The organism is Klebsiella sp. RHBSTW-00484, from assembly GCF_013705725.1.
Classification (GTDB): Bacteria; Pseudomonadota; Gammaproteobacteria; order Enterobacterales; family Enterobacteriaceae; genus Klebsiella.
Genome location: NZ_CP055482.1, coordinates 163,295 through 183,097 on the forward strand (window position 1 = coordinate 163,295; position 19,803 = coordinate 183,097).

At 46.3% G+C, this 19,803-nt stretch carries 18 protein-coding genes; 9 read left to right on the top strand and 9 right to left on the bottom strand.

The genetic code is table 11. From position 1 onward, the window contains the following. Window positions 1–43: 43 nt before the first annotated feature. The 4 genes from HV213_RS30640 to HV213_RS33405 all read left to right on the top strand — a co-directional run bounded on the left by HV213_RS30640 (window position 44) and on the right by HV213_RS33405 (window position 4,498). Window positions 44–1,084 (top strand): TerY-C metal binding domain-containing protein, encoded by a 1,041-nt coding sequence (locus HV213_RS30640; RefSeq protein WP_015062987.1) that lies wholly within the window; start codon window positions 44–46, stop codon window positions 1,082–1,084. Then, window positions 1,084–2,721: a PP2C family serine/threonine-protein phosphatase gene (locus HV213_RS30645; RefSeq protein WP_015062988.1), complete on the top strand. Its 1,638-nt coding sequence runs from the start codon at window positions 1,084–1,086 to the stop codon at window positions 2,719–2,721. Before HV213_RS30640 ends, HV213_RS30645 begins: the two co-directional genes overlap by 1 nt. 25 nt (window positions 2,722–2,746) lie before the next feature. Then, window positions 2,747–4,246 (top strand): helix-hairpin-helix domain-containing protein, encoded by a 1,500-nt coding sequence (locus HV213_RS30650; protein WP_032610464.1) that lies wholly within the window; start codon window positions 2,747–2,749, stop codon window positions 4,244–4,246. Between the two features lie 198 nt (window positions 4,247–4,444). Beyond that, window positions 4,445–4,498 (top strand): DUF4113 domain-containing protein, encoded by a 54-nt coding sequence (locus HV213_RS33405; RefSeq protein WP_223203177.1) that lies wholly within the window; start codon window positions 4,445–4,447, stop codon window positions 4,496–4,498. Window positions 4,499–4,549: 51 nt separating this feature from the next. On the opposite strand, the gene HV213_RS30660 is transcribed toward HV213_RS33405, so the two are convergent. Further along, a complete protein-coding gene (locus tag HV213_RS30660) occupies window positions 4,550–5,359 on the bottom strand; it encodes a DsbA family protein (protein WP_015062990.1) in 810 nt (269 codons plus the stop codon). A 105-nt stretch (window positions 5,360–5,464) separates the two neighbouring features. Between HV213_RS30660 and HV213_RS30665 the strand changes: the two genes are divergently transcribed. Then, window positions 5,465–6,076 (top strand): hypothetical protein, encoded by a 612-nt coding sequence (locus HV213_RS30665; RefSeq protein WP_015062991.1) that lies wholly within the window; start codon window positions 5,465–5,467, stop codon window positions 6,074–6,076. Between the two features lie 58 nt (window positions 6,077–6,134). Here the strand turns inward: HV213_RS30665 and HV213_RS30670 are convergent, their stop codons facing one another. Genes HV213_RS30670 through HV213_RS30680 form a run of 3 tightly spaced genes read right to left on the bottom strand, consistent with a single transcriptional unit; the run spans window position 6,135 to window position 7,759 of the window. Then, window positions 6,135–6,557 (bottom strand): hypothetical protein, encoded by a 423-nt coding sequence (locus HV213_RS30670; RefSeq protein WP_015062992.1) that lies wholly within the window; start codon window positions 6,555–6,557, stop codon window positions 6,135–6,137. 34 nt (window positions 6,558–6,591) lie between these two features. Further along, entirely contained in the window at window positions 6,592–6,984 is a 393-nt protein-coding gene (locus HV213_RS30675) for a hypothetical protein (RefSeq protein WP_032610466.1), read from the bottom strand. Window positions 6,985–7,009: 25 nt separating this feature from the next. After that, window positions 7,010–7,759 carry a thioredoxin fold domain-containing protein gene (locus HV213_RS30680; RefSeq protein ID WP_032610468.1) on the bottom strand — a complete coding sequence of 250 codons (750 nt, stop codon included), beginning with the start codon at window positions 7,757–7,759 and terminating at the stop codon, window positions 7,010–7,012. 147 nt (window positions 7,760–7,906) lie between these two features. Here HV213_RS30680 and HV213_RS30685 point away from each other — a divergent pair, with 147 nt between their 5' ends. Both HV213_RS30685 and HV213_RS30690 read left to right on the top strand, forming a co-directional pair. Beyond that, window positions 7,907–8,422 carry a lytic transglycosylase domain-containing protein gene (locus HV213_RS30685; protein WP_032610469.1) on the top strand — a complete coding sequence of 172 codons (516 nt, stop codon included), beginning with the start codon at window positions 7,907–7,909 and terminating at the stop codon, window positions 8,420–8,422. 99 nt (window positions 8,423–8,521) lie between these two features. After that, the gene (locus HV213_RS30690) at window positions 8,522–9,088 is read left to right on the top strand and encodes an HAD domain-containing protein (RefSeq protein ID WP_015062996.1); all 567 of its coding nucleotides are present in this window, start codon (window positions 8,522–8,524) and stop codon (window positions 9,086–9,088) included. Window positions 9,089–9,459: 371 nt separating this feature from the next. On the opposite strand, the gene HV213_RS30695 is transcribed toward HV213_RS30690, so the two are convergent. From HV213_RS30695 to HV213_RS30715, 5 genes are all read right to left on the bottom strand, one after another. After that, a complete protein-coding gene (locus tag HV213_RS30695) occupies window positions 9,460–13,449 on the bottom strand; it encodes a conjugal transfer protein TraG N-terminal domain-containing protein (protein WP_015062997.1) in 3,990 nt (1,329 codons plus the stop codon). 8 nt (window positions 13,450–13,457) lie between these two features. Further along, the gene (gene trhH / locus HV213_RS30700) at window positions 13,458–14,873 is read right to left on the bottom strand and encodes an IncHI-type conjugal transfer protein TrhH (protein WP_015062998.1); all 1,416 of its coding nucleotides are present in this window, start codon (window positions 14,871–14,873) and stop codon (window positions 13,458–13,460) included. After that, a complete protein-coding gene (locus HV213_RS30705; RefSeq protein ID WP_015062999.1) occupies window positions 14,863–15,909 on the bottom strand; it encodes a thioredoxin family protein in 1,047 nt (348 codons plus the stop codon). The genes trhH and HV213_RS30705 overlap by 11 nt, the downstream gene beginning before the upstream one ends. Before the next feature lie 615 nt (window positions 15,910–16,524). Further along, window positions 16,525–17,037, bottom strand: a complete 513-nt coding sequence (locus tag HV213_RS30710; protein WP_015063000.1) for a hypothetical protein — start codon at window positions 17,035–17,037, stop codon at window positions 16,525–16,527. Between the two features lie 5 nt (window positions 17,038–17,042). Further along, a complete protein-coding gene (locus tag HV213_RS30715; RefSeq protein WP_015063001.1) occupies window positions 17,043–17,840 on the bottom strand; it encodes a hypothetical protein in 798 nt (265 codons plus the stop codon). Window positions 17,841–18,596: 756 nt separating this feature from the next. Here HV213_RS30715 and mobI point away from each other — a divergent pair. Together mobI and HV213_RS30725 are read left to right on the top strand one after the other, a co-directional pair. Then, a complete protein-coding gene (gene mobI, locus HV213_RS30720) occupies window positions 18,597–19,082 on the top strand; it encodes a conjugative transfer protein MobI(A/C) (RefSeq protein ID WP_015063002.1) in 486 nt (161 codons plus the stop codon). Then, the gene (locus HV213_RS30725; protein ID WP_015063003.1) at window positions 19,079–19,801 is read left to right on the top strand and encodes a hypothetical protein; all 723 of its coding nucleotides are present in this window, start codon (window positions 19,079–19,081) and stop codon (window positions 19,799–19,801) included. The genes mobI and HV213_RS30725 overlap by 4 nt, the downstream gene beginning before the upstream one ends. The last annotated feature ends 2 nt before the right edge of the window (window positions 19,802–19,803 follow it).

The following is a 19,803-nucleotide window of genomic DNA, read 5'->3' on the forward strand; positions in this document are numbered from 1 at the left end:
GAACCGTTTTCTGCTGACTGTTACCAGCCGTACGAGGGATATTATGAGACGCCTTCCCGTTTTTTTTGTTCTGGACTGTTCAGAGTCCATGATCGGTGAAAACCTGAAAAAAATGACTGATGGTCTGCAAATGATCGTCGGAGATTTAAGAAAAGATCCACACGCACTGGAAACGGCCTGGGTCTCGGTAATCGCATTTGCCGGAATAGCCCGCACGATTGTACCTCTGCACGAAATTGCCTCGTTCTACCCTCCCCGCCTTCCCGTTGGCGGCGGCACGAGCCTTGGGGCTGCATTGCGTGAGTTGACCGTGCAAATTGATACTCAGGTAAGAAAAACCACTCATGAGACTAAAGGCGACTGGAAACCCGTAGTGTATCTCCTTACCGACGGACGTCCGACTGACGACACAACCTTAGAAGTGAAACGCTGGAAAAATAACTACGCGAGTAAGGTGAATCTCATTGCCGTTGGCCTGGGACCGTCAGCGGACCTGAATATCCTGCGGCAGCTGACAGAAAATGTCATGCTATTCACAGAGTCACAGGAAGGCGACTTTACCCGCTTCATCAAATGGATCACGGCCTCGGTTACTGCTCACAGCCGCAGTGTCGGGGACGAAAAACAACCGGAGCTCAGCCAGACTGAATACATAGTTCGCCTGTCCAAAGACGAGTATGTAAAAGCGTACGACGAAAACTGCGTTACGCTCACCGGGCGTTGCAGCAAGACTCGTCGACCGTACCTGATGAAATATGAACGGCCACCAGCAAGGGTTTCCGGGCTCGATTTCAACCTGAACCTGAACAACTTTAATATTGCCGGATGCTATCCCATTGATGAGGACTATTTTGCGTGGTCAGATGCCACCGCTACCGATTTGCAGGTAAACACAAGCGAACTGCATGGTGTACCGGGTTGCCCCCACTGTGGTAATGCCAGTGCGTTTGCCATGTGCTCATGCGGGAAGTTGCTCTGCATTGATGGCCCCGATGACGTGATCTGCCCATGGTGTGAAAAAGGTCTTTCATTCAGCAATGATGGCGGAAACACTAACTTCGACGTAAACAGAGGGAGAGGTTGATGTCGCAAAATACGTCACTTGAAGAAAAGATTATCCGCTTAGTTCTGTCTGAGCTCAGCCACACCGCAGAAGGTGAGCGGCTTTCCCTTCCATCCCAGGATCCTGCCCTGTCTGCCGAGGTTATGCAGCTTATAAAGCGGATTGAGAACCTTGCAAAAGGTACCTCTGCACTGGTTAACGAAGGTGAGAACGAATCAGTGACTGCCCTCCCGCCTGCTCCAGGCCTTGCCGAAAAGCAACAGCCGGTCGGGACTGATGAGGATATGCAGGGAAACCACGCTATTGACAAAAAAGAGACGCAAACAGCCACAGTCAACGAAACCAGCCCTACATTGTGGAAATTGATGCCTTTTTACGAACTTCAGAAACCAGGAAAAAATGAAACTGAAAACCAGCCGTCTCCGATACTAAAACCTGGGCAGGTACCGGAAAGCCAGCATCGGACCGGGTCAGCAGTGCAATGTGTAATGCCCCCGACAGCGAGAATAACCATACCCAACGCCCGCGCAGGCGAACGTTTCTCTTCGCCGGTTGCCATCATACTGGATGAGGGTGGACGGGCGACGATAAGAGACGTTGTCTTTCCCCGGGACATTGGCTTGTCGTATAAAAAAGAACAAGGGTTGCTCACTGGCATACCCACTGAAATTGGCGATATTGAGCTTTCAGTACTGTGGTCATACACTTCGCACGACGAATGCGAAACAAAGTTACTTTTTGTAGTAAACCCGGATCCGAGAAGCCTGTGGAAGGTAATAGAACCACCAGCAGACGCTCCCTACCCTAAGGCCCATCTGGACTCTGCTGGCCTGGTCAGAGATAACATATGTATTGCTGCCGCCAGTCGCCGGGGCCGCTCTCATGAGCATGCCGGGAGCTTCAGAGATGATGACTTCTATATCAACCACTGCCAGGAAACAGGATGGTCTGTCATGCTGGTCGCAGACGGGGCCGGTAGTGCAGTAAATTCCAGAGAGGGATCGCGAATTGCAGTCATGACGGCTGGCGATTACCTTTTCAATCAGCTCAGTGGAGTGAAAGGCGTCCGTTTAAAAGAGCATATCACGACTTGGGAAGGGAGCGATCAGCAGGCAACCATAAACGCCATGCTTCATCATTTTAAACAGGCAGCTACGCTCGCGGTCAACAGCATCCAGAACGAAGCCATTTGTGCAGAACAACCTGTGAAATCCTATTCAACAACCCTTCTTGCAACTGTAGCACTGCGAACTGAAAACGAGCTGTTTGCAGCTGCTTTCTGGCTTGGCGATGGTGCGATAGGTGCATACAGTCCTTCAGGTAAAGTCAGGATACTTGGAAATCCCGATAGCGGAGAATACGCAGGACAAACCCGCTTCCTTGACCAGAGCATTATCGCAGACCCATCATTTACTGGTCGCATCAGCGTGGGCAAATGGAATGACGTATCTCACTTGATCCTTATGACCGACGGCGTATCAGACCCTCTGTTTGAGACTGATAACGGGCTTCGCAGTGACGAAAAATGGACCCGTCTCATTAATGAGATCTCCCCTATCCTCGCAGACGCCAGTATTGCGTCTGAGGGGTTAGGCGACTGGTTAAACTTTTTCTCCACTGGGAACCATGATGACCGCACTATTGCGGTGTTGTGGTAAGGGATACGCTTTTTCGGTGATCAATATGGCAAATATCGTTACGTGTAAAACAAAGAACGGCGAAACAGTCCAGTATGTTGACGAGGTGATTGGTTCAGGCTCGATGAAGGATGTTTACTTTTCGCCTGATAAATCTTACGTCGTCGCTTTTTATCAAAAACCGCAGAATGAGCAGGCCCGGGATCGTATTGATATGATCACCGGCCGCTACAGGCAAAACATTTTTGGACAATCCGGTGGCGAATACTGGAAGGATCTGTTTTGTTGGCCGACCCACGTTGTTGAGCATGGGAATAAAATCGGTATCGTGGTTCCAACCTACCAGAACCATTTTTTCTTTAAATATGGTTCCAAAAACGATGATTTTCTGGATATTAAAGGCCGGGAGAAAGAAGGCAAATGGTTTGCCAGCGCCAGCAACCAGAATAAATTCCTCGATCCGCGTGAACGAGGCAATACGCTTACCTATCTCAAAGTCTGTCTGCTGCTGACAAGAGCCGTCAGAAGGATGCATGCAGCTGGCCTCTGTCACAGCGATCTCAGCTATAAAAACGTGCTGATTGATCCAGAAATGGGCCATGCCTGCATCATTGACGTAGACGGCCTAGTCGTTCCTGGAAAGTATCCTCCCGATGTGGTGGGCACTCCGGATTTTATCGCTCCGGAGGTGGTGAAAACCAGCCATCTTTCCAAAGAAGATCCGAACCGCGTACTGCCAAGCATTACTACTGACCGCCATGCACTGTCGGTGCTTATCTACATGTACCTGTTTTTCCGTCATCCGCTACGTGGCGGAAAAATACATGACATGTCGGATGAAGTGCGTGATGAAACCTTATCAATGGGTGAGAAAGCGCTCTTCATTGAACATCCGACAGACAAAAGTAATGCAGTCAAAATCAGTCAGTTATCCTCCTTTTCACTTCCCTGGGCTGACCCGGGTAAAATTCCTTACACCATCATGGGTCCCTACCTGACGTCATTGTTTGATCGAGCCTTCATCGATGGCTTACATGATGCCACAAAACGCCCTACCGCCGATGAGTGGGAAAGTGCCTTGGTTAAGACCGTTGACCTGATACAGCCCTGCCAAAACACGAAATGTGAACAGAAGTGGTACGTTTTCTCGGGTAAGACAAAGCCGGTCTGTCCTTACTGCGGTACGCCGTATAAAGGTAAGTTGCCAGTGCTTAATTTTTATTCTTCTCGTAAAGAAGGCAGCTATCGTCCTGACGATCACCGGTTGATGGTCTGGAGCGGGCAGTCTATCTATGCGTGGCATGTGAATCGTCTTATCGCGCCAAATGAACGTACAACGGATGCACAAAGGAAACGGGTTGGTTATTTTGTTTACCATAACGATCAATGGTGGTTGGTAAATGAAGGCATATCAGGACTAATGTCATTACCGGATAAGCGGCAGATTATGGTTGGGGAAAAAATAGAACTGAAGAATAACGCTCAATTTGTTTTGTCAAAAGAGGAAGGTGGCAGGCTGGTAGTCGTTCAATTAGTAGAAAACTAACAAATATCTCTTACCAGATTTTAGCTGTTACGGCATTGAGCCACTCATCGCGACTAATTCGATGAGCGGCCCGCCAAACGAGGCTGTGAAGCGCTTATGAAGGCGATGGATCGGTTTAACAAAGAGCTGCGTAGCTCTCTGTTCCTGCTTGGGGAAGGGATTCAGCAGGATTTCAGGGGGTAGCAGACCATACTGTCAATGTCGCCACGGTATACCACTCGCTGGAATGAGCTACTTGTCGTAAAAGCCTGACATCCATGCCAGTGTTACCCGGCATGGTCAGTTCTGGCATGAAAAGCTACTTTAACCACCACGGGCCTTCTGGATTGCGTATTTCAGGGTAGCTTCGTCGACAGCCCCCGGGATGAATGATGTCGTTGCAGCATCGGGTTTTTGCATGTTCATGATAATGAACCCTGGCGTTCCGCTGATCCCGAGAGCTTCCCCCAGTTGCATATTTCCGGAAATGACATTCTCATAGCGACTTTTTTCTCGATCGCTGAATGAGCTGTTGAACCCGGATTTATTCACCACCATGTCTAAATCACTGAGCGTAAACCCTCGCTGGTTGTTGAAGAATACATACGCGCTGGTCATCAGGTTGTTGTGGTACTTACGATACGCTTCAGCGCCAAATGCCTGGTACACATGCAGGCCTGTCGCCGCCCCCATCGCAGAAACGGGTTTCGAACCAGCGAAGATTGGAAATTCTTTAAAGAAGAATTTAACATCGCTGCTCTGGCTCAACACGGATTCAACGACCGGCGCTACCTTCATACAGAAATGGCACTGGTAGTCGAAAAACTCGATGACGGCGACGGCCGCATTATCCGGTCCAATGTTGGGAGTCTCTTTGGTCTCGAAGAGAGCCGGTGCGTAAGGGATGATCCGCTCAAGGGAGGCGTTGGTATTTTGGTTTTCAAGAGCCTTACCCGCTTCAAGCAGATACTGAGGATTTTTTACCAGATAGGTAGCCGCTACCTTTCCTACTTCATCGTTACTGGGGAGCTCAGTTTTAAAATATTTCGACGTGATATACACAGAGCCAGCCGTCGCAATCAACACAGAAATTAAAACAGACGCTACGGGTTTTAAATAATTTAATTTAGTCATAGCCACCTTTACGAATTCAACTTGTTAGTTATCAACCTGTGTTCGATTATACTGTCACAGCACATCGGAATTATTCGTTAAAGAACCCTTTTTGGAGGAATTAGAATGTTACGGCATTTATTCTTACTGACCGCCACAACGTTCTTATGTGGGTGCAGCTATCATTTCGGGAATGATGTTGATGCTTACGATTTAATGTCACGCCCGGTAGGCAACAAGAAATTTGAAATTGTAGCGCCTGATGACAGTATACAATCGCGCATGTTTGCAGCCCGGTTTGCGAGTGGATTAACGGGGATAGGGTTTAATATTTCCAACCATCTGCCCGACTATATTCTCAGATTCAGTTACAGTAAGACCCAGGAAAATATGCAATACAGTGAACAGCTGGTGACGGGCATAACCGGATATGTCGTCGAGAAGAAGACAACGAAAAAAGATAAACACGGGCAGACTCAGACGGACTATGACTATAAACCCGTCAGCGGGATCGTGGGGTCAGAGACGATATCACAGAGGCATTTCTGGCGCCGCCTTGATGTGGAAGTCTACCCTGCGGGGAAAGGGGCACAACAGGTTCTTAAAGTCAGTATGCAGAGCAATGCGCCAATCCCATCGGACAGCATTGCGTATTCCGCAATGATCGACGCTCTGGCCGGGAAACTGGATGCCCCGCTACGCTCCGGAAACTATGTCGCATCGGTTCCCTGGAACTAATGACCAGCACCGCAACGCCCAACCGCAAAGTGACTTTTCTCACCTGCATGCCGCACCTTTACCGGCCTCCTCTGTTGAAATCATAGAGCCGGTAAAGATCACCGATCGTCATTGCATCCACTTTGGACACGAACAAATACTCAAACTGCGCTTTCTGAATATCTGACACTGACGCATCGTCCAGCACCTCCTGGTAAAATCGAGCACTGATGCATCTCTCCGGATGCATGAACTGGTACCGACTCTGGAGAACCACCATTAGTAAAAACAGAATCAGCAGAACGAGAAGTAATATTTGGTTGGAGAGCTCCAGTCCCAGCGACACACCGATGGTTGCCAGGAAACAGAGAGTCCATCCGACCAGGGCAAAAGGAGCCTTTTGGATCTTTTGTTGGTAATAACGGAAGATCACCGGATCATTTAAATACCGCTTATCCGGTAATCCCGTTGCCCGGGTGACAATGCTGAGCCAGAGCGACATTTTCTAACCCCCAAATCGCGGATATACGGCGCTCTCAGGCCATACGTTCATAAAAGGCAACCAATGGCTGGGTGATGGGGTTTTGTACAAGCTCGGGGCGAATGGCTTTCAGCTGCCTTACCGGCGCTAGCTCATCCGTCGGCTTCACGATTCCATTGCCCGGACCTTTCCGGGTACTGTCGGTGTTCACCTTTAGCCTGTCATTATTCAGATACGATTCAACCCGCTTAGACATGGCGTCGCTGGGGGATGATGCGTCATTAAGTTTTTTTAAAACCGCGTCTTTATCCGTCTGAGCCGCAGAGACCAGCAGTTCACTGCTGGCCTCAATGTCTGCGTTGCAGGACCCGAACTGGCATTGGGCCGCAAAGACGGGTTGAGTGCCAACCGCCACGAGCATTAACGTTGTCAGTATTACAGATTTCATAATCACCTCTTGCAGTCGTGAAAAGTCACTTTTGTGCGGTGCCCATGCGGGTCACCAGATTTTCCGGGCTCAACCAGCCGGTGAACAACTGAGGTTTACCCGACAGCGTTACCATGGTTGGCGTACCCTGAAGCGGAATAGTTGAAGCAACCTGGAAATGCGATTTGATAATATCGAGGCAGGCCGCGTCAGGCCGTCCTTCCGGAATGATTGATATCGAGCTCATTGCAGCATCCAGCGCATCATTAGGTTTGGCCGCACACCAGATTTTTGCCATATTCCCCGCGACCACGGAGTTCAGGCCTGCACGCGGAAAAGTGAGGAATTTTATTGAGATCCCGGCATCGAGATAGGATTGAAGATCATGATGTAGTTTCTGGCAATACCCGCAGGTTATATCAGTAAACACCGCCAGGCGATATTTTTCATTCGCCGACTTATATTCTATGGATTTTGTTTTAGCAGCAAACTCCCTGACGCCTTTCAGTATCGCCTGTTCCGTTGTATTCTCCACATCTTTGCCGTTAACATGAAACAAGCTCCCGGTAAAAATGTAATCACCATCTTTGCTGACGTAACTCACGCCTTCTCTTGAAATCACGGTATAAATATCTTTTACTGGGGATGGTTCAATATGCTCGATGGACAGCCCAACTTCTTTTAATTTCTTCAGTGCTGCATCAGGAAGCACGTCAGTTTTCACTGTCTGGGCATTCATGCTAAAGGCCGTACAAGATGCCAGTAATAAGAATGATGCCTTGATAGTCTTATTCATTTCAGCTCCTTTAATGGAGCATTAATACTATCATGCGAAAAAATCCTCCAAATTCGCTTAAGGGACAAAATTCCCTCCCTATAGTAAAAATTTTTAGCCCGCGATGTGGGAGAATATCCAGTATGTAATTCCAGTGGAGATTATCTCGTGTTTATACCACCAGCAGATGATGTGAAACCTATTCCCGTTCCTGTTGAAGTCTACACACAGTGCATTACCGATGCCTCCCGCTTTTTCGGGATTGATGCAGAATTGGTCTTTACGCTTTTTGATAATGAAGGCGGAAAAGTGGGAACGTTCAGCCGGAATAAAAATGGCACTTATGATATTGGACCTATGCAGATCAATTCGTCCAATCTGCCGGAAATACGTGGCCACTTTCCGTCTGTTACCTGGCGGGTATTGGCCTATGACGCCTGTGCCAGTTTCTGGGTAGGTACCTGGTGGCTTTACCGGAAAATTGTAGACCGAAATGGTAATGTATTTGAAGGGATTGCCGATTACAACAGCAAAACCCCTAAGGTCCGGGCGAGGTATATCTTTAACTTCATGGTCAAATACAATCGCCGGATTCAGGGCCGGAATGGCATGGACGAGTTATATCAGTGGACGCAACCAAAGACCCAGTACAACGGACATATTGTAAAAAATGTTCCGGAGTAAATTACCCCCCTACTCTCCAATTTATTGTTTAGTTGTTTTACGTGGCTGTGAACAATTCATCACTGAGCGAGTGAAACTGTCCCGTGAAAGAGGTTAGGTATGCTCCAATCAATATACGAATTCCTGTGCAAGATACGCTGTTCTCCACAGAAGCTTAGAAATAAAGACTTGGACGGGATCTTGCCTCAGGATGAATCAACAGCTGGCTTATGGGGACCTCTGCCATTAATCCATATTGTTCTTTTCCTGGATTTTGATGGTGTAATCCACAAATGTCAGAATGAATCTTTCGAACGGATGTATTTGATTGAGAAGTTACTTGATGCAAGTCCTTCAATGTTCATCGTTATATCAAGTTCATGGAGAGAATGCGGGAGTATTACCTACCTAAAGTCACTTTTCCGCTCGCCGTACAGAGACCGGGTAATTGGCGCAACCCCATCCCTGTGTCTACCCTCGGGGGGAATAGGGGTACGTGCAGCTGAATGTGAAGAATTCGTGGCCAGGCACCAGGTAAAAGCCTTTATCTGCCTTGATGACGATACGACCCTGTTTCCGCCAGAATATCCGCACCTGATCCGTACGGATTATTACACGGGGGTTAAAGAAAAGGACATAACGGATCTGATAGCCAGATATAACCTACTGATGGCCCGTTTTTATTAAAAAAGTAACTTTTCCACACACTCCGTCAAAAAAAACCATGATTCGCCATCTACCAAAAACACTGCATCAGTCGATCAGAAAAGTAACTTTTTCCTCAACTTTAATTTAGGCCAGTAAGCATTCACGTTTCTTAGGGTGGCGAGTGAACTGGATTTGGAAAGAGAATTTGAATCGTGATTAAGATAGTATCCTGTTTGACCATTGTTTTAAAACTGAACAAACCTTATCCAATGCTCAGTTAGCCGGTGTACTTTTCTCAGATTCGTGGTTTACCTTGAATAGCACTGCCGTGAATAGTTATTTTCCCCGGATGCAGGCATAAAAAAGCCGTGCCCAAAAAGAGCACGGCTTTTATCAGTCAGTATTCACTCCTACTTCTTATTATCATTCAGCCAGTTTTCAGCTCTCTCTATTCTCGACTGATACGGTTCGTTTGTATTGTTAAGGTCTGACTTCATAAAGTTAACGAACGCATCTGCTTTATCCGACCCGAAGCGTGGATCATCGGTCAGTTGCTGACGAATCGCACGCTCTGAGTTTTGTGATGCACTCTCATACGTCTTGATCCCATCACTTCCCATATCCTTATAACGGCTGGTCACCGCGCTCAGACCATCTGACATTTGCAGGTGGTTGCCAACCTTGCCCAATAACGAACTCGGCATATTTACCGGATTCGTTGCATCGTTTGCCAAAGATGCGGGCGTAGTCAGGACCCCAATACCTGAGAGCATGTCGTTTACGGGTTTTGCTCCGATAACGTCAAGCCCTCTGGCAACACTCTCCTGGCCCGATAAAAGCGTACTGCCAATCACACTACGTTCTGTATTGGACTCAATTTTATTACCAGCAAGGGTATCAATCGTGGTTTGGGTTCGTTGGCCAACGATCCCGCCGCCAGAGCCGCCTTCACCAAGATTCGCCCTTATTGCTGAATCAAGAGAGCCTGAAGCCTTGTTGTGCATGTTGAAACCTTCATGGATACTCTGGAGATCATTCATCCCCCAGCTAACGTTGTAGTGACCCAGCTCGGTGAGGAGGCTTTGAGTATCCGCTTTCAGTTGTTCTTTCTCAGCGCCGGTTGCCATTGTACTGGCCCCATAGGTAAACACGGCTTGTGCGGCCAGCTCCGCCCGTTTGTCATCCGGCTTTTTGGTTGGGTCATTTGCAACCCTGTCAAAATAATTCGGGAGGTTGTTTGATATCCCGCGTATCTGGCTATCTCCGTACATAGAATTCAGTTTTTCGCTGGTATTACCCATGCCTGAAGTAGCATGCTTGCCGCCTATACCAGTTTGAAGCTGGTCGAAAGTTTGGTTGGCGTTCTTAACGTCCTGCCCAGCCCCCTGAATTCTTCCCACGGTCTCATTAGTCACTACAGGGGTATTCTTATCCAACGACGAGAGAACACTTTGGTTTTCTTCGCTATAGGAGTTAGCTACATTACCTTTATGAATGCCCTGAATATCTTCTTTACTGACCGAGCCCACATTGTACGGCGTAACACCTGATTCGGTTTGTCCGCCAATATGTTGATTAGCATTCTGCTGGTTCTGTGCCAATCCAGCTTTCGCCTGAGCATCCAGACCTTGCCCTACGTCAGCAACACGATCGGCACTCATTACGCCGGAGGTATCTACATGGTCTGGTGTGCGCTCCTGCGCCTGTGCAATGGTATTAATACCCGATGCATCACCAGTGATTCGGTCAAGTTGATTGGTAATTGGCAGCATCTGTTGAGCGTTACCGCCGAAGTCAGCAACCAGCCCTTTAAGCAGGCTGGAGGTCTCACGCAGATCCTGCTTATTGCTCTCAGCCGTTTCACCCCTGGCAGTATCAATCGCAATTTTTTGCTCACTAAAGTCGCGTGTCGTTGCCACCAGCGCATCAGTTCGCTGGAGTTGTGATCCCAACTGAGTGCTGGCCTTAAATGTGTCATTGTAAGAATTGAATTTATCCATAAACGCATTCTCATCAAGACCATTTTTCCGTGCAAAATTACGCACATCATCATCGCTGAAGTTTTTATTACGAATAGAATCGGAGAATCTGTCTAGGTTGACAGACTGTCTTGAGTCGAGTGTCATGCCGGTATTAGCGCTGGCGTTCGTTGAAAGTGACGTCGACAGATTTTCGGCCATTGTCTGTGTTGCCTGGTTCATTTTTGATGCAGCTTCTTTGAATGCATTGGTCTGTGCAAACTGATCACTGTTTACCTGAGAAGCCGCTTTACTCATTTGTTCAGAAAGTCCTGAGTTTTCTGACAATTGAGTCGTAATAGCTTTATTCAAATCAGTTAAGAGGCTATCACTGCCTGAATTCGATTTTGAGATCCCTGAACCAACGGTACCCGATGCTTTCAGACCTAGTGAATCCATCACTTTCTGACCTATGCCCCCAGCCCCCCCTTTTCCAAGTTTTTCCTCGCCACCAAGTCCCAAACTTCCATTGAGGAGAAGGTTTGACACCACACCAGCTAATTGCTGCGAATTAATTCCGTGCTTCGCCCCTACGCTATTAGCGACGTTTGCACCGGCCTGGTCTGTATATGATTTCAAGTTTTGCAGATTCGAGGAAAATTGCTGGCCCGATTGCCCCGAACGACCAACTTCACTCATCTGATTGTAGGCCTGCTGGAATGAATTACTTGCTGCACTCATGACTGATGAGGTCATTGCCGCCCCTTGTCCCTGGCTTGACGCGATACTTGAACCTGCATTCCACGTACCGAGTCGGAAGTTACTGGAGTCCATGGCCCCGCCACCGCTGAACCCCTGCCCGGTGCTTGTCAGTGCTGTACGATTAACATCCCCAAATGATGATTTTCCGCTATTTGGCGCATCCCACACTTTCGGCGTGAGGTGGCTGGAGTCCACAGGTGCGGGTGGCGTAACTCCTTTCATCGCATTCATCATTGGATGAATGGATTGCGTCATCAGGAACAGCGTCAGGACTGGGATAAGAGCATAGAGCGCTGATGCAACTGATAAGTAAGAACTATATGTTTCGGCAAGCCCTGGTAAGCCCATCCAAGTCACCGCGTTACTCTGACTATTCAGTGTGCTCCATGTATCAAGATCCGCTGTTGCCACCTTCTTCACGTAGGCATTGACCATCACCGCAGTAATCGGCCACATATTAACGAAGAGAATCAACTGAAGATATTTTGCCGCTGCGGCAACACCGTTTCCGCCGAGTGCAAGCAGCATGAGCAATGCAAACGGAGCAACCATGTACGCAAACATTTCAAGAAACGCAATTGCCGCACCAGATAATTGCAGCCAGAGCTGCCCCTGAGATGCCATGGTATTCGTACGTTTTAATGATGCCTCAAACAGTTGCATATCCGAGGCCAGACCAAGTGGGGTTTTGTATTTACTGGCACCATTACGTAGCTCATTCATGATGAACAAAGAAAGCGTCGCGTCATAAGCGCCAATCGCCTTGCCATACATGCCGTTCGCCGACGCCATTACATCCGTGAAGCTCGATCCGGATGCGGCACCGCCCGCCTCTTCTGGGGTAAGAATACCGTTTGTTTGCCCAATCAAAGCAATCGTCTGTCGAGCCTCCGGGGTGCTCGTTACCTGTTTAACGGTCGACCAGACCTCTTCACAAGTCGCTGACTTTGAACTATTCACACCCACGATGTTAGCAGATGCGTTCTTCAGCGAACCTTTCATCGCCTGATTAATGCGTTCCATGCTTTCCGCGACATTTGAAGAGAAAATATCGTTAAAAATGGTTTCTTTCCCAGCGATTTTCGCGCTTGAGTTTTGTGTTCCCTTGAGGCAGTTATAGGCCAGTGATTGCACTGTCGCACACACGTTCATCGCACCTAATCCGCTAACTGGTTCGGGGAACGCTGAACAATACCCCTGGCTGTCCCCGCCCCATTGTAAGAATTTAACGAAGCGAATCATCGGGCCAAGAGTAATGTCATCATCAAGCGTGGTTGCGGCAAAGTCGATCGGCGCCAGCGGATCAAACGCCGTTTTATAGTCTTTGAGTAGGCCCTGGCTAAGGTTAGTGGTTACAGTTCCCATCGCCGCGATAAAAACAGGAATACCATCGACATTTCTCACTTCACCAGACTTAACCGATTCAATAGTCACATCCACGCGTACTATTGCCATCGAAAAAAGAATCAGCCCAAGAATCCATGAAAATATCGGCACCTCTGCTTTTGTCGGGTTCAACAGCCAAAGCCATGTTTTATAAAACAGGCTGGCTCCAGCCAGCACCGCTGCCGTGGTGAGAAATGCTTTTACACCGGTATATTGTGAGAAAATCAGGGCAATCCCGTTAAGGGCGGACCACACGAACTCGATATCACCTACTGTATAGATGTTGTAATCCATATCAGACCTCAGTTACCTGTGCCACGAAGACTTTCCATGAACGCCTTCCTCTTTAATCGGCGATCATCCCATGCTGAAATGACATCAGAGCTGTTACCTACCTGGCTACGGGTGAGCTCGTAAGCTGCTTTTACCTGATTGCTAAGGTTTTCAGATAACCGAGTCAGGTCCTGCCGCCGTCCGGAAAGTGATTCACTGGGGATATTCATAGCGCTGATCTTTGCTTCAACTTGCCGAAGCATGTTAATGACAAGGCTGGTGGCCGCTATTGCACTGATATCCTGGATATAGGCATAGCCTTCAGGGACATCAAAAGTCTGAAGAGAATCAAGAATTGTTGGGATGCCGATATAAGAAATAATGCGTAATTCATCATCAGAGATCCTGACATCGCTGATTGCCTTTGTTTGAACCTGAATTAGGAGGTCTGAAATCGTATCCTTCAGTCCTTTGAAACCACCATCCATCACTTCAGACATAACCAGGCATTGCGACTTTCTCGCTGAAGCAGGATCGGGTACAGGCGAACATTTGAGCATTTTTATGGAGCCACCAGCCGGAGGACCCATGATGAAATCCGATACCGTCATCGTCGATGGACGAACTTCCATCCCCGCTTTTTCACCTTTAGCATCCCAGTTGATAATCACAGTGCCGACAAGCGACATCAGCTGCTCTGCGAGTTTGTAGCCAGATAATTCAGTCACGCCACCGATATTCATAGAACCTTTATCGATGTCCATAAATGACATATAGAAAAGGTTTCCACTGAATTTTTCAGCAAACTCTTCAGGGTCTTTTGCTTTTACCTGGGAGGTCACAGTTTCTGGCGACTTGGTCATTGATGAACCGAAATCAGGCAACAATCCATTAAGAGTACCAAGCATTGAAGCTGGGCCGGAACTGACCGCATTCGCATACTGGCTGGGTGGTCCAACATTTTCAGAAAGAAACGAGTAAGTAGCGTTGCAGGAATCTTTGGCAAATTTGTTCAACGCCTGCAATTTGTTCTGGATATCATTAATAGTCGCAGCACAGTCAGCACAGATTGCCGATACCGCGACATTAAATGCATAAATCGCGGCCCCCTGCGCGATACCGCGAGCAACCTGCACCAACTGATCTCCGTTAATCATACTGAATGAACCGAGGAAAACATCGATGCCGTTACAGCCGACGGAAGCTTTGGGGAAAGACATTGAAACTAAATTGGTATTCACGTTTGTTGTGCGGTAGGAAAAAGAGCCGCCAACCACACCGGTACGGGTGGCCGTTTCAAAACTGGCCGGGCTGGTTGTCGTCATCATTCCATTAAAAATATTACGCATGGCGTTATCGGCACCGGCATTTGGTGCAATCATCGCCGTGCAAACGGCTAACGACAAAAGTAACTTTTTTGCACAAACATGGAGGTTAGCGCGCATATGGGCCTCCTAAACTGCCACCAACATTCAAGTAGTTCACAGGGTCCGCTGTAGGCATATCGTACCCTTCCAACTTCTGGTCCATTATTCGTTGCAATAAGAACGGGTCAGATTCCATTTCTGATTTATTCACTGTAATTACGCCATCCTCACCAATGGTATATTGGCGCTTAATATCTAACGTGGATTGGAATGAGGCATCATCAATCAGGTTCATGCCCTTTGCAGCCAGAATAATAGTATTCTTGAGCTCCTCAGCAGTGATCATACCTTCGCTAATTCGTTGCGCTGATGACCCGTCTTTCGACACAAGGAAAATAGTTGGCACTTCGCGGATTTTGAATTGATCAATAATCTGCGCATTAGGGACAGAGAAATCCTGGAACAACCCATTTTGTAATGGTCTGCCATCCATGCTGACAGGGAGAATGTCGACCGAATAGTAATTCTGCATAAACTGGAGGATTTGACTTTCTTCGTGGCAGAACTCACAGGTACTCTGGAAAAAGAAAAAGAGCCCGGATCTTGTGAAAATATCTTTCATTACCGTCTGCTGGTTTTTTTCCACAACCGTACGATGTGCATCCAAGGCAACCTTCTCAACCGGCTGTCTTCGTTTTTCAGACATCATTGGATTTTTAAGAAAATAATCTTTCGACTTATCCGAAAATCGCGTACCGATATCCAACATTAAACGTTGCGCTGTATAAAACCTCGATAAGTTTTCAGGGGTCGGATTATCCATTGCCTGAGTCAAAAGCCGGGGCATATTGTCCTTTAGCCACTTTGAATTAAGATCAATCTTTTCTTCTTGTACTGGCTGGGACGAAGATGCAACAGGAGGCGTAGTCTCATTAATTTCTTCCTCAGTTTTCCGGGCTGGGTCGTCATACCAGAAAAAACCTTTCTTAAAGGCTTGTCCTGACACAAATGGGGTGTCTTTGATAAGGGTCTGGTCTTCATTTGCATGGACGCCAGTTATAAACAAAGACATCAGCACTAACATCTTTGAAGGCAGTAACGTTAATCGAGTCATTCACCGATCTCCTCATGGAATAGAGGTATGATGGCATAAAAAAAATCACCGGGAGTTCGATAACGGAGTAGATTTCATGCGTTAAAAAACCAGAAATGTGACGCCGACAAAGCCCCAAAAACGACAGTTCAACACAGTGTCCCGGTAAAGACATGGTCTGTAAGAGAGAAATGGATTAATTATATGACGGTACAGTAATGCAAATTCGCGTTGTCATTCAGACAACACTATCCAGATTATGAACGATCCCCGTACTTTGCTGGTTAACGCATAAGGGAATTTATACTTAATTGAATACCTATAAGAAACGAAATTGGCAGGCGCATCATAAAATCTGGACTTTTCAAAGACCGTAATGAATCAAAGAATGGCAATTCATGTTAGTTATACTTACAGAAAATGAACGTTGGAAGGATAGAGCAGACAAAAAAATACGGATGGTAGTAATATTTAACACAGTATGTTTTAGATACGTCAGAACGGAAGCCGTCTGAAAATAAACAGCAACATGAGGAACCATGTGTAACGGTATGCAAGCCAAAGATTTAATAGATAAAGACGACGCAGTCTTTAGATTTTTGGTCTCAGCTTAAAACCACTCACATAAAGTAATAGCTAATCTAACTCCTCCTGAGAATATCTCGCTATTGCAGAGACCGTTGACGACAATCTGCACCGAGGGCAATGAGTATCATTGGTATACGGGACAATGTAAGGCCGCTTGCATTTCGCACAAGTTTCGAGTTCCTCTATTTCTTTCATTGACGTGAGGATCTCAATGATTTTATTGACCTCAGGGGCGCAGACGAAATACCCAAGGTTATGCAGCACGCTCATGATTCGGTTGAAGTCAATATTGCGGAAGCTGGATTCCGGATGAATAGGATCAAAACCGAAGTAATTTACCGCGACATCAATAACCGCAGAAAATGCTCTGCGGTTATCCGAACGACGACTCCACCCTCGAATACCTTTTTTAACGTTTTGTTGAGGTTCCGATCTGAAATCAATATTTTCTGCAACATGGCTTCCATAAAGAATTCTTATTGAGTTTTTATTCGCACCAAGTGACATCGTTTTTGTAGCGCTCAACAACATGTTAGCTTTAGTTTGATCGACTTTAGCCATTTTTATTAATCCTTCAAGAGCACTTTATTTGCCAAAGAGTTGAACACATCCTGACGGTGGCATGTAAACATAGTGTCGTAACGCAATAGTTCCATTAAGTCGTCACTAACTTTACCCAAACGAATGTCGGCAGATAATTCGTATGCCCAGGCAAACACCTTAGATTTTAATGTTGCACTATCATCCCCCAACCCCGGTGTAAAGGCAATTATTCGTGGGAATAGAACGACATCGTTAATTGCTTTGAGTGATGACACACCAACATCTTTTATTGCATCTACGGTAGCAGGCTTTAATCCAAAAAATATACTGACAAACTCAGGTGCAAGCATTGACATAAAGAAGATCTGCATAAAATAATCATTTTGTATGTCTACACACTTGGAGCGTAACTGCTGAATTTTGCTCGGATTATAACAATCTTCCTGCCCATTCAACAAAGTAACTTTTTCCCCTGCATTGTAAATGCCGAAGTCAGTATCGTCACTGTCATATTCACGGATAACGTTAGTGTCACCATCAACAACGGCCATAAAAAATTTATCCCACGAGATCTCTTTACCTAAAGAACGTGGAACGAGGAAACTTCCGGGACGTGTTTCAACTTCGAATGCATTATCAGCCATTGCCCCAAACCCGGTTCCAAATAGACGGCGTTGCAGGAGTGGAGACCCTGTTTGATACATAGAAGATCCGTGAATAGGCAATAACATTAGGAATGCACGGTAACTACGAATAATCGAAATCTCGGTACGTAATAGTTTACCGAGTAGGTTACGCGTTATGTTATCTGATTCTGACATGTGCGGATTGTCCTTGCGTCAATACAATTGTACTAATCTTCTACATGAAATTAAAGTTTGGTTTTTGAATGATGAAAAGTAACTTTTGGAATTTTAATACTGCCTATTTGAGTCTTAAAACTAACCATTCATCCATTGGCCTTACTTGTAACACTTTTTGACCAAACTAACCAGAATTTTATCAAAAAACCCTGCGCTTGCTAACGAAATTTTAATCGCTTAAAAAAATAGCAAAGCCCGAATCGTTATCGGCATTAAGCGGCAATAACATTAGCGAAAAAAGCGATTCAGGATGAATATTTTTCCGATTGATTAACATGACTACTACATAGGGTCACTTCTTGCCGAAAAGTGGTCCTATGAAGCCTCGACATAGGGTCACTTCTTTGTGAAAAGTGACCCTATGTAGCCAAGACATAGGGTCACTTTTTTTAAAAGTGGCACTATGCGCAAAAAACATAGGGTCACTTTTGTTTAAAAAGTGGCACTAGATATATGTATAACTTAGTAAGTAAAACAGCACTTTTCAGATCACGGTCTCAAAATACCCATGGCAGAAAAAGTTACTTTTCTGCCGCGCTTAAATGCGCCCATCTCAGCCGTTCCCGTGTTCATCTGGAGCTGCGCACTATCTGTATTCCTCACGCCTCCGAAGCCCCACCTCAAAATTCTCGATAAAAATCACGGAAAAAAGTCCTGTTTGTGAAAAAAAAATAAAAACCACTTCGGTATAGTGATTTCACATCAGGAGGTCACATGTCTAATTCGAAACTAATAAAGTCACTAGAATTATCACGCAGTTTGATGCGTTCACAAATCGAGGTTCTGCGGGAGGCAGCTGAAGACCTTTGCACAAATTACTGGATCGAGTGGAAAGAACGGAATCATCTGGAGATTAATTTACCCCGGCCTAACAATACGCTAAAGCGTGAGTATCTGGGTTCGTATGCGCCGAAAATTGAATTAATCGGTAATGCCAAAAAAGTTACAATCACCTGGCATAAGTTCAGCCCGTTTAAAACCAGGTCTCCCAGTCATATGTCGAAACGGATTTCTGCGATGAAAAGCGGAAAATATTCGAAAAGCTGCTTTGTTAATCATGCCTTCTGGGAATATGAAATGATCGAAAAAACGGAGGGAGTACTAGAACCCTACAGAGAATTACTTGAGTTCTATCATACTGCGTATATCGAACTGGGACGCAAAATCCGTAAATACTCAAAATCAGAGGTGGCACAATGACCGACGTAACAATTAATGAAAGCAAGCAGAAGACACCTGATGTAAATGCCCGCTCCTCTCAGACTCCTGAAGATAGCCGAAGAGCCACGCAAAGTAAAAATGAACATTACGGCATGGCAACAGTAACTATTACTCCAGGCACGCCAGACTTTAACCGATTTCTTACGGCACGGAATCGTTCCGTAATAAGAGGCTTTAATGATGTTAGCATTGCTATTTCATCATTATTCAGGACGGTTAATGCGGTAAAACACCCTGAATTGGTGCAGGCAATTCAGGACTGGTTTAATGAATTGCACGACGAAAACAATTTGATGAAGCAGAATCTGGAGGCCCACATCGCCACTATTAAGGTTGATGAAAGTGATCCATTCTTCTCATCAACTGAGTTTTCTCCGTTCAGATTTGAATCTGTCCAGTTAAACTTCAACAACCAGAACACGATGCGATTTTATAAGCACATCTTTGAAATGAACAACCTTCTGACCCAGATGTATAAATTCAACTCTCTGGGTCAGCTGCCGGTTAGCGATTACAACGTAATGGCGCACAATATTATCCGAAGTCTCAACATGTATATCGAACGGGTCAAAAAAACACTTAACGTGTCGCGCCGTGTAAAAGGTTCTTACAGTCCTGATGAGTTTATCGAAAAGGTAAAACAGTACAAAAGCGTGCAGGCATATATTGCTGCGGAACTATCTGGTAAACGCCAATAAGG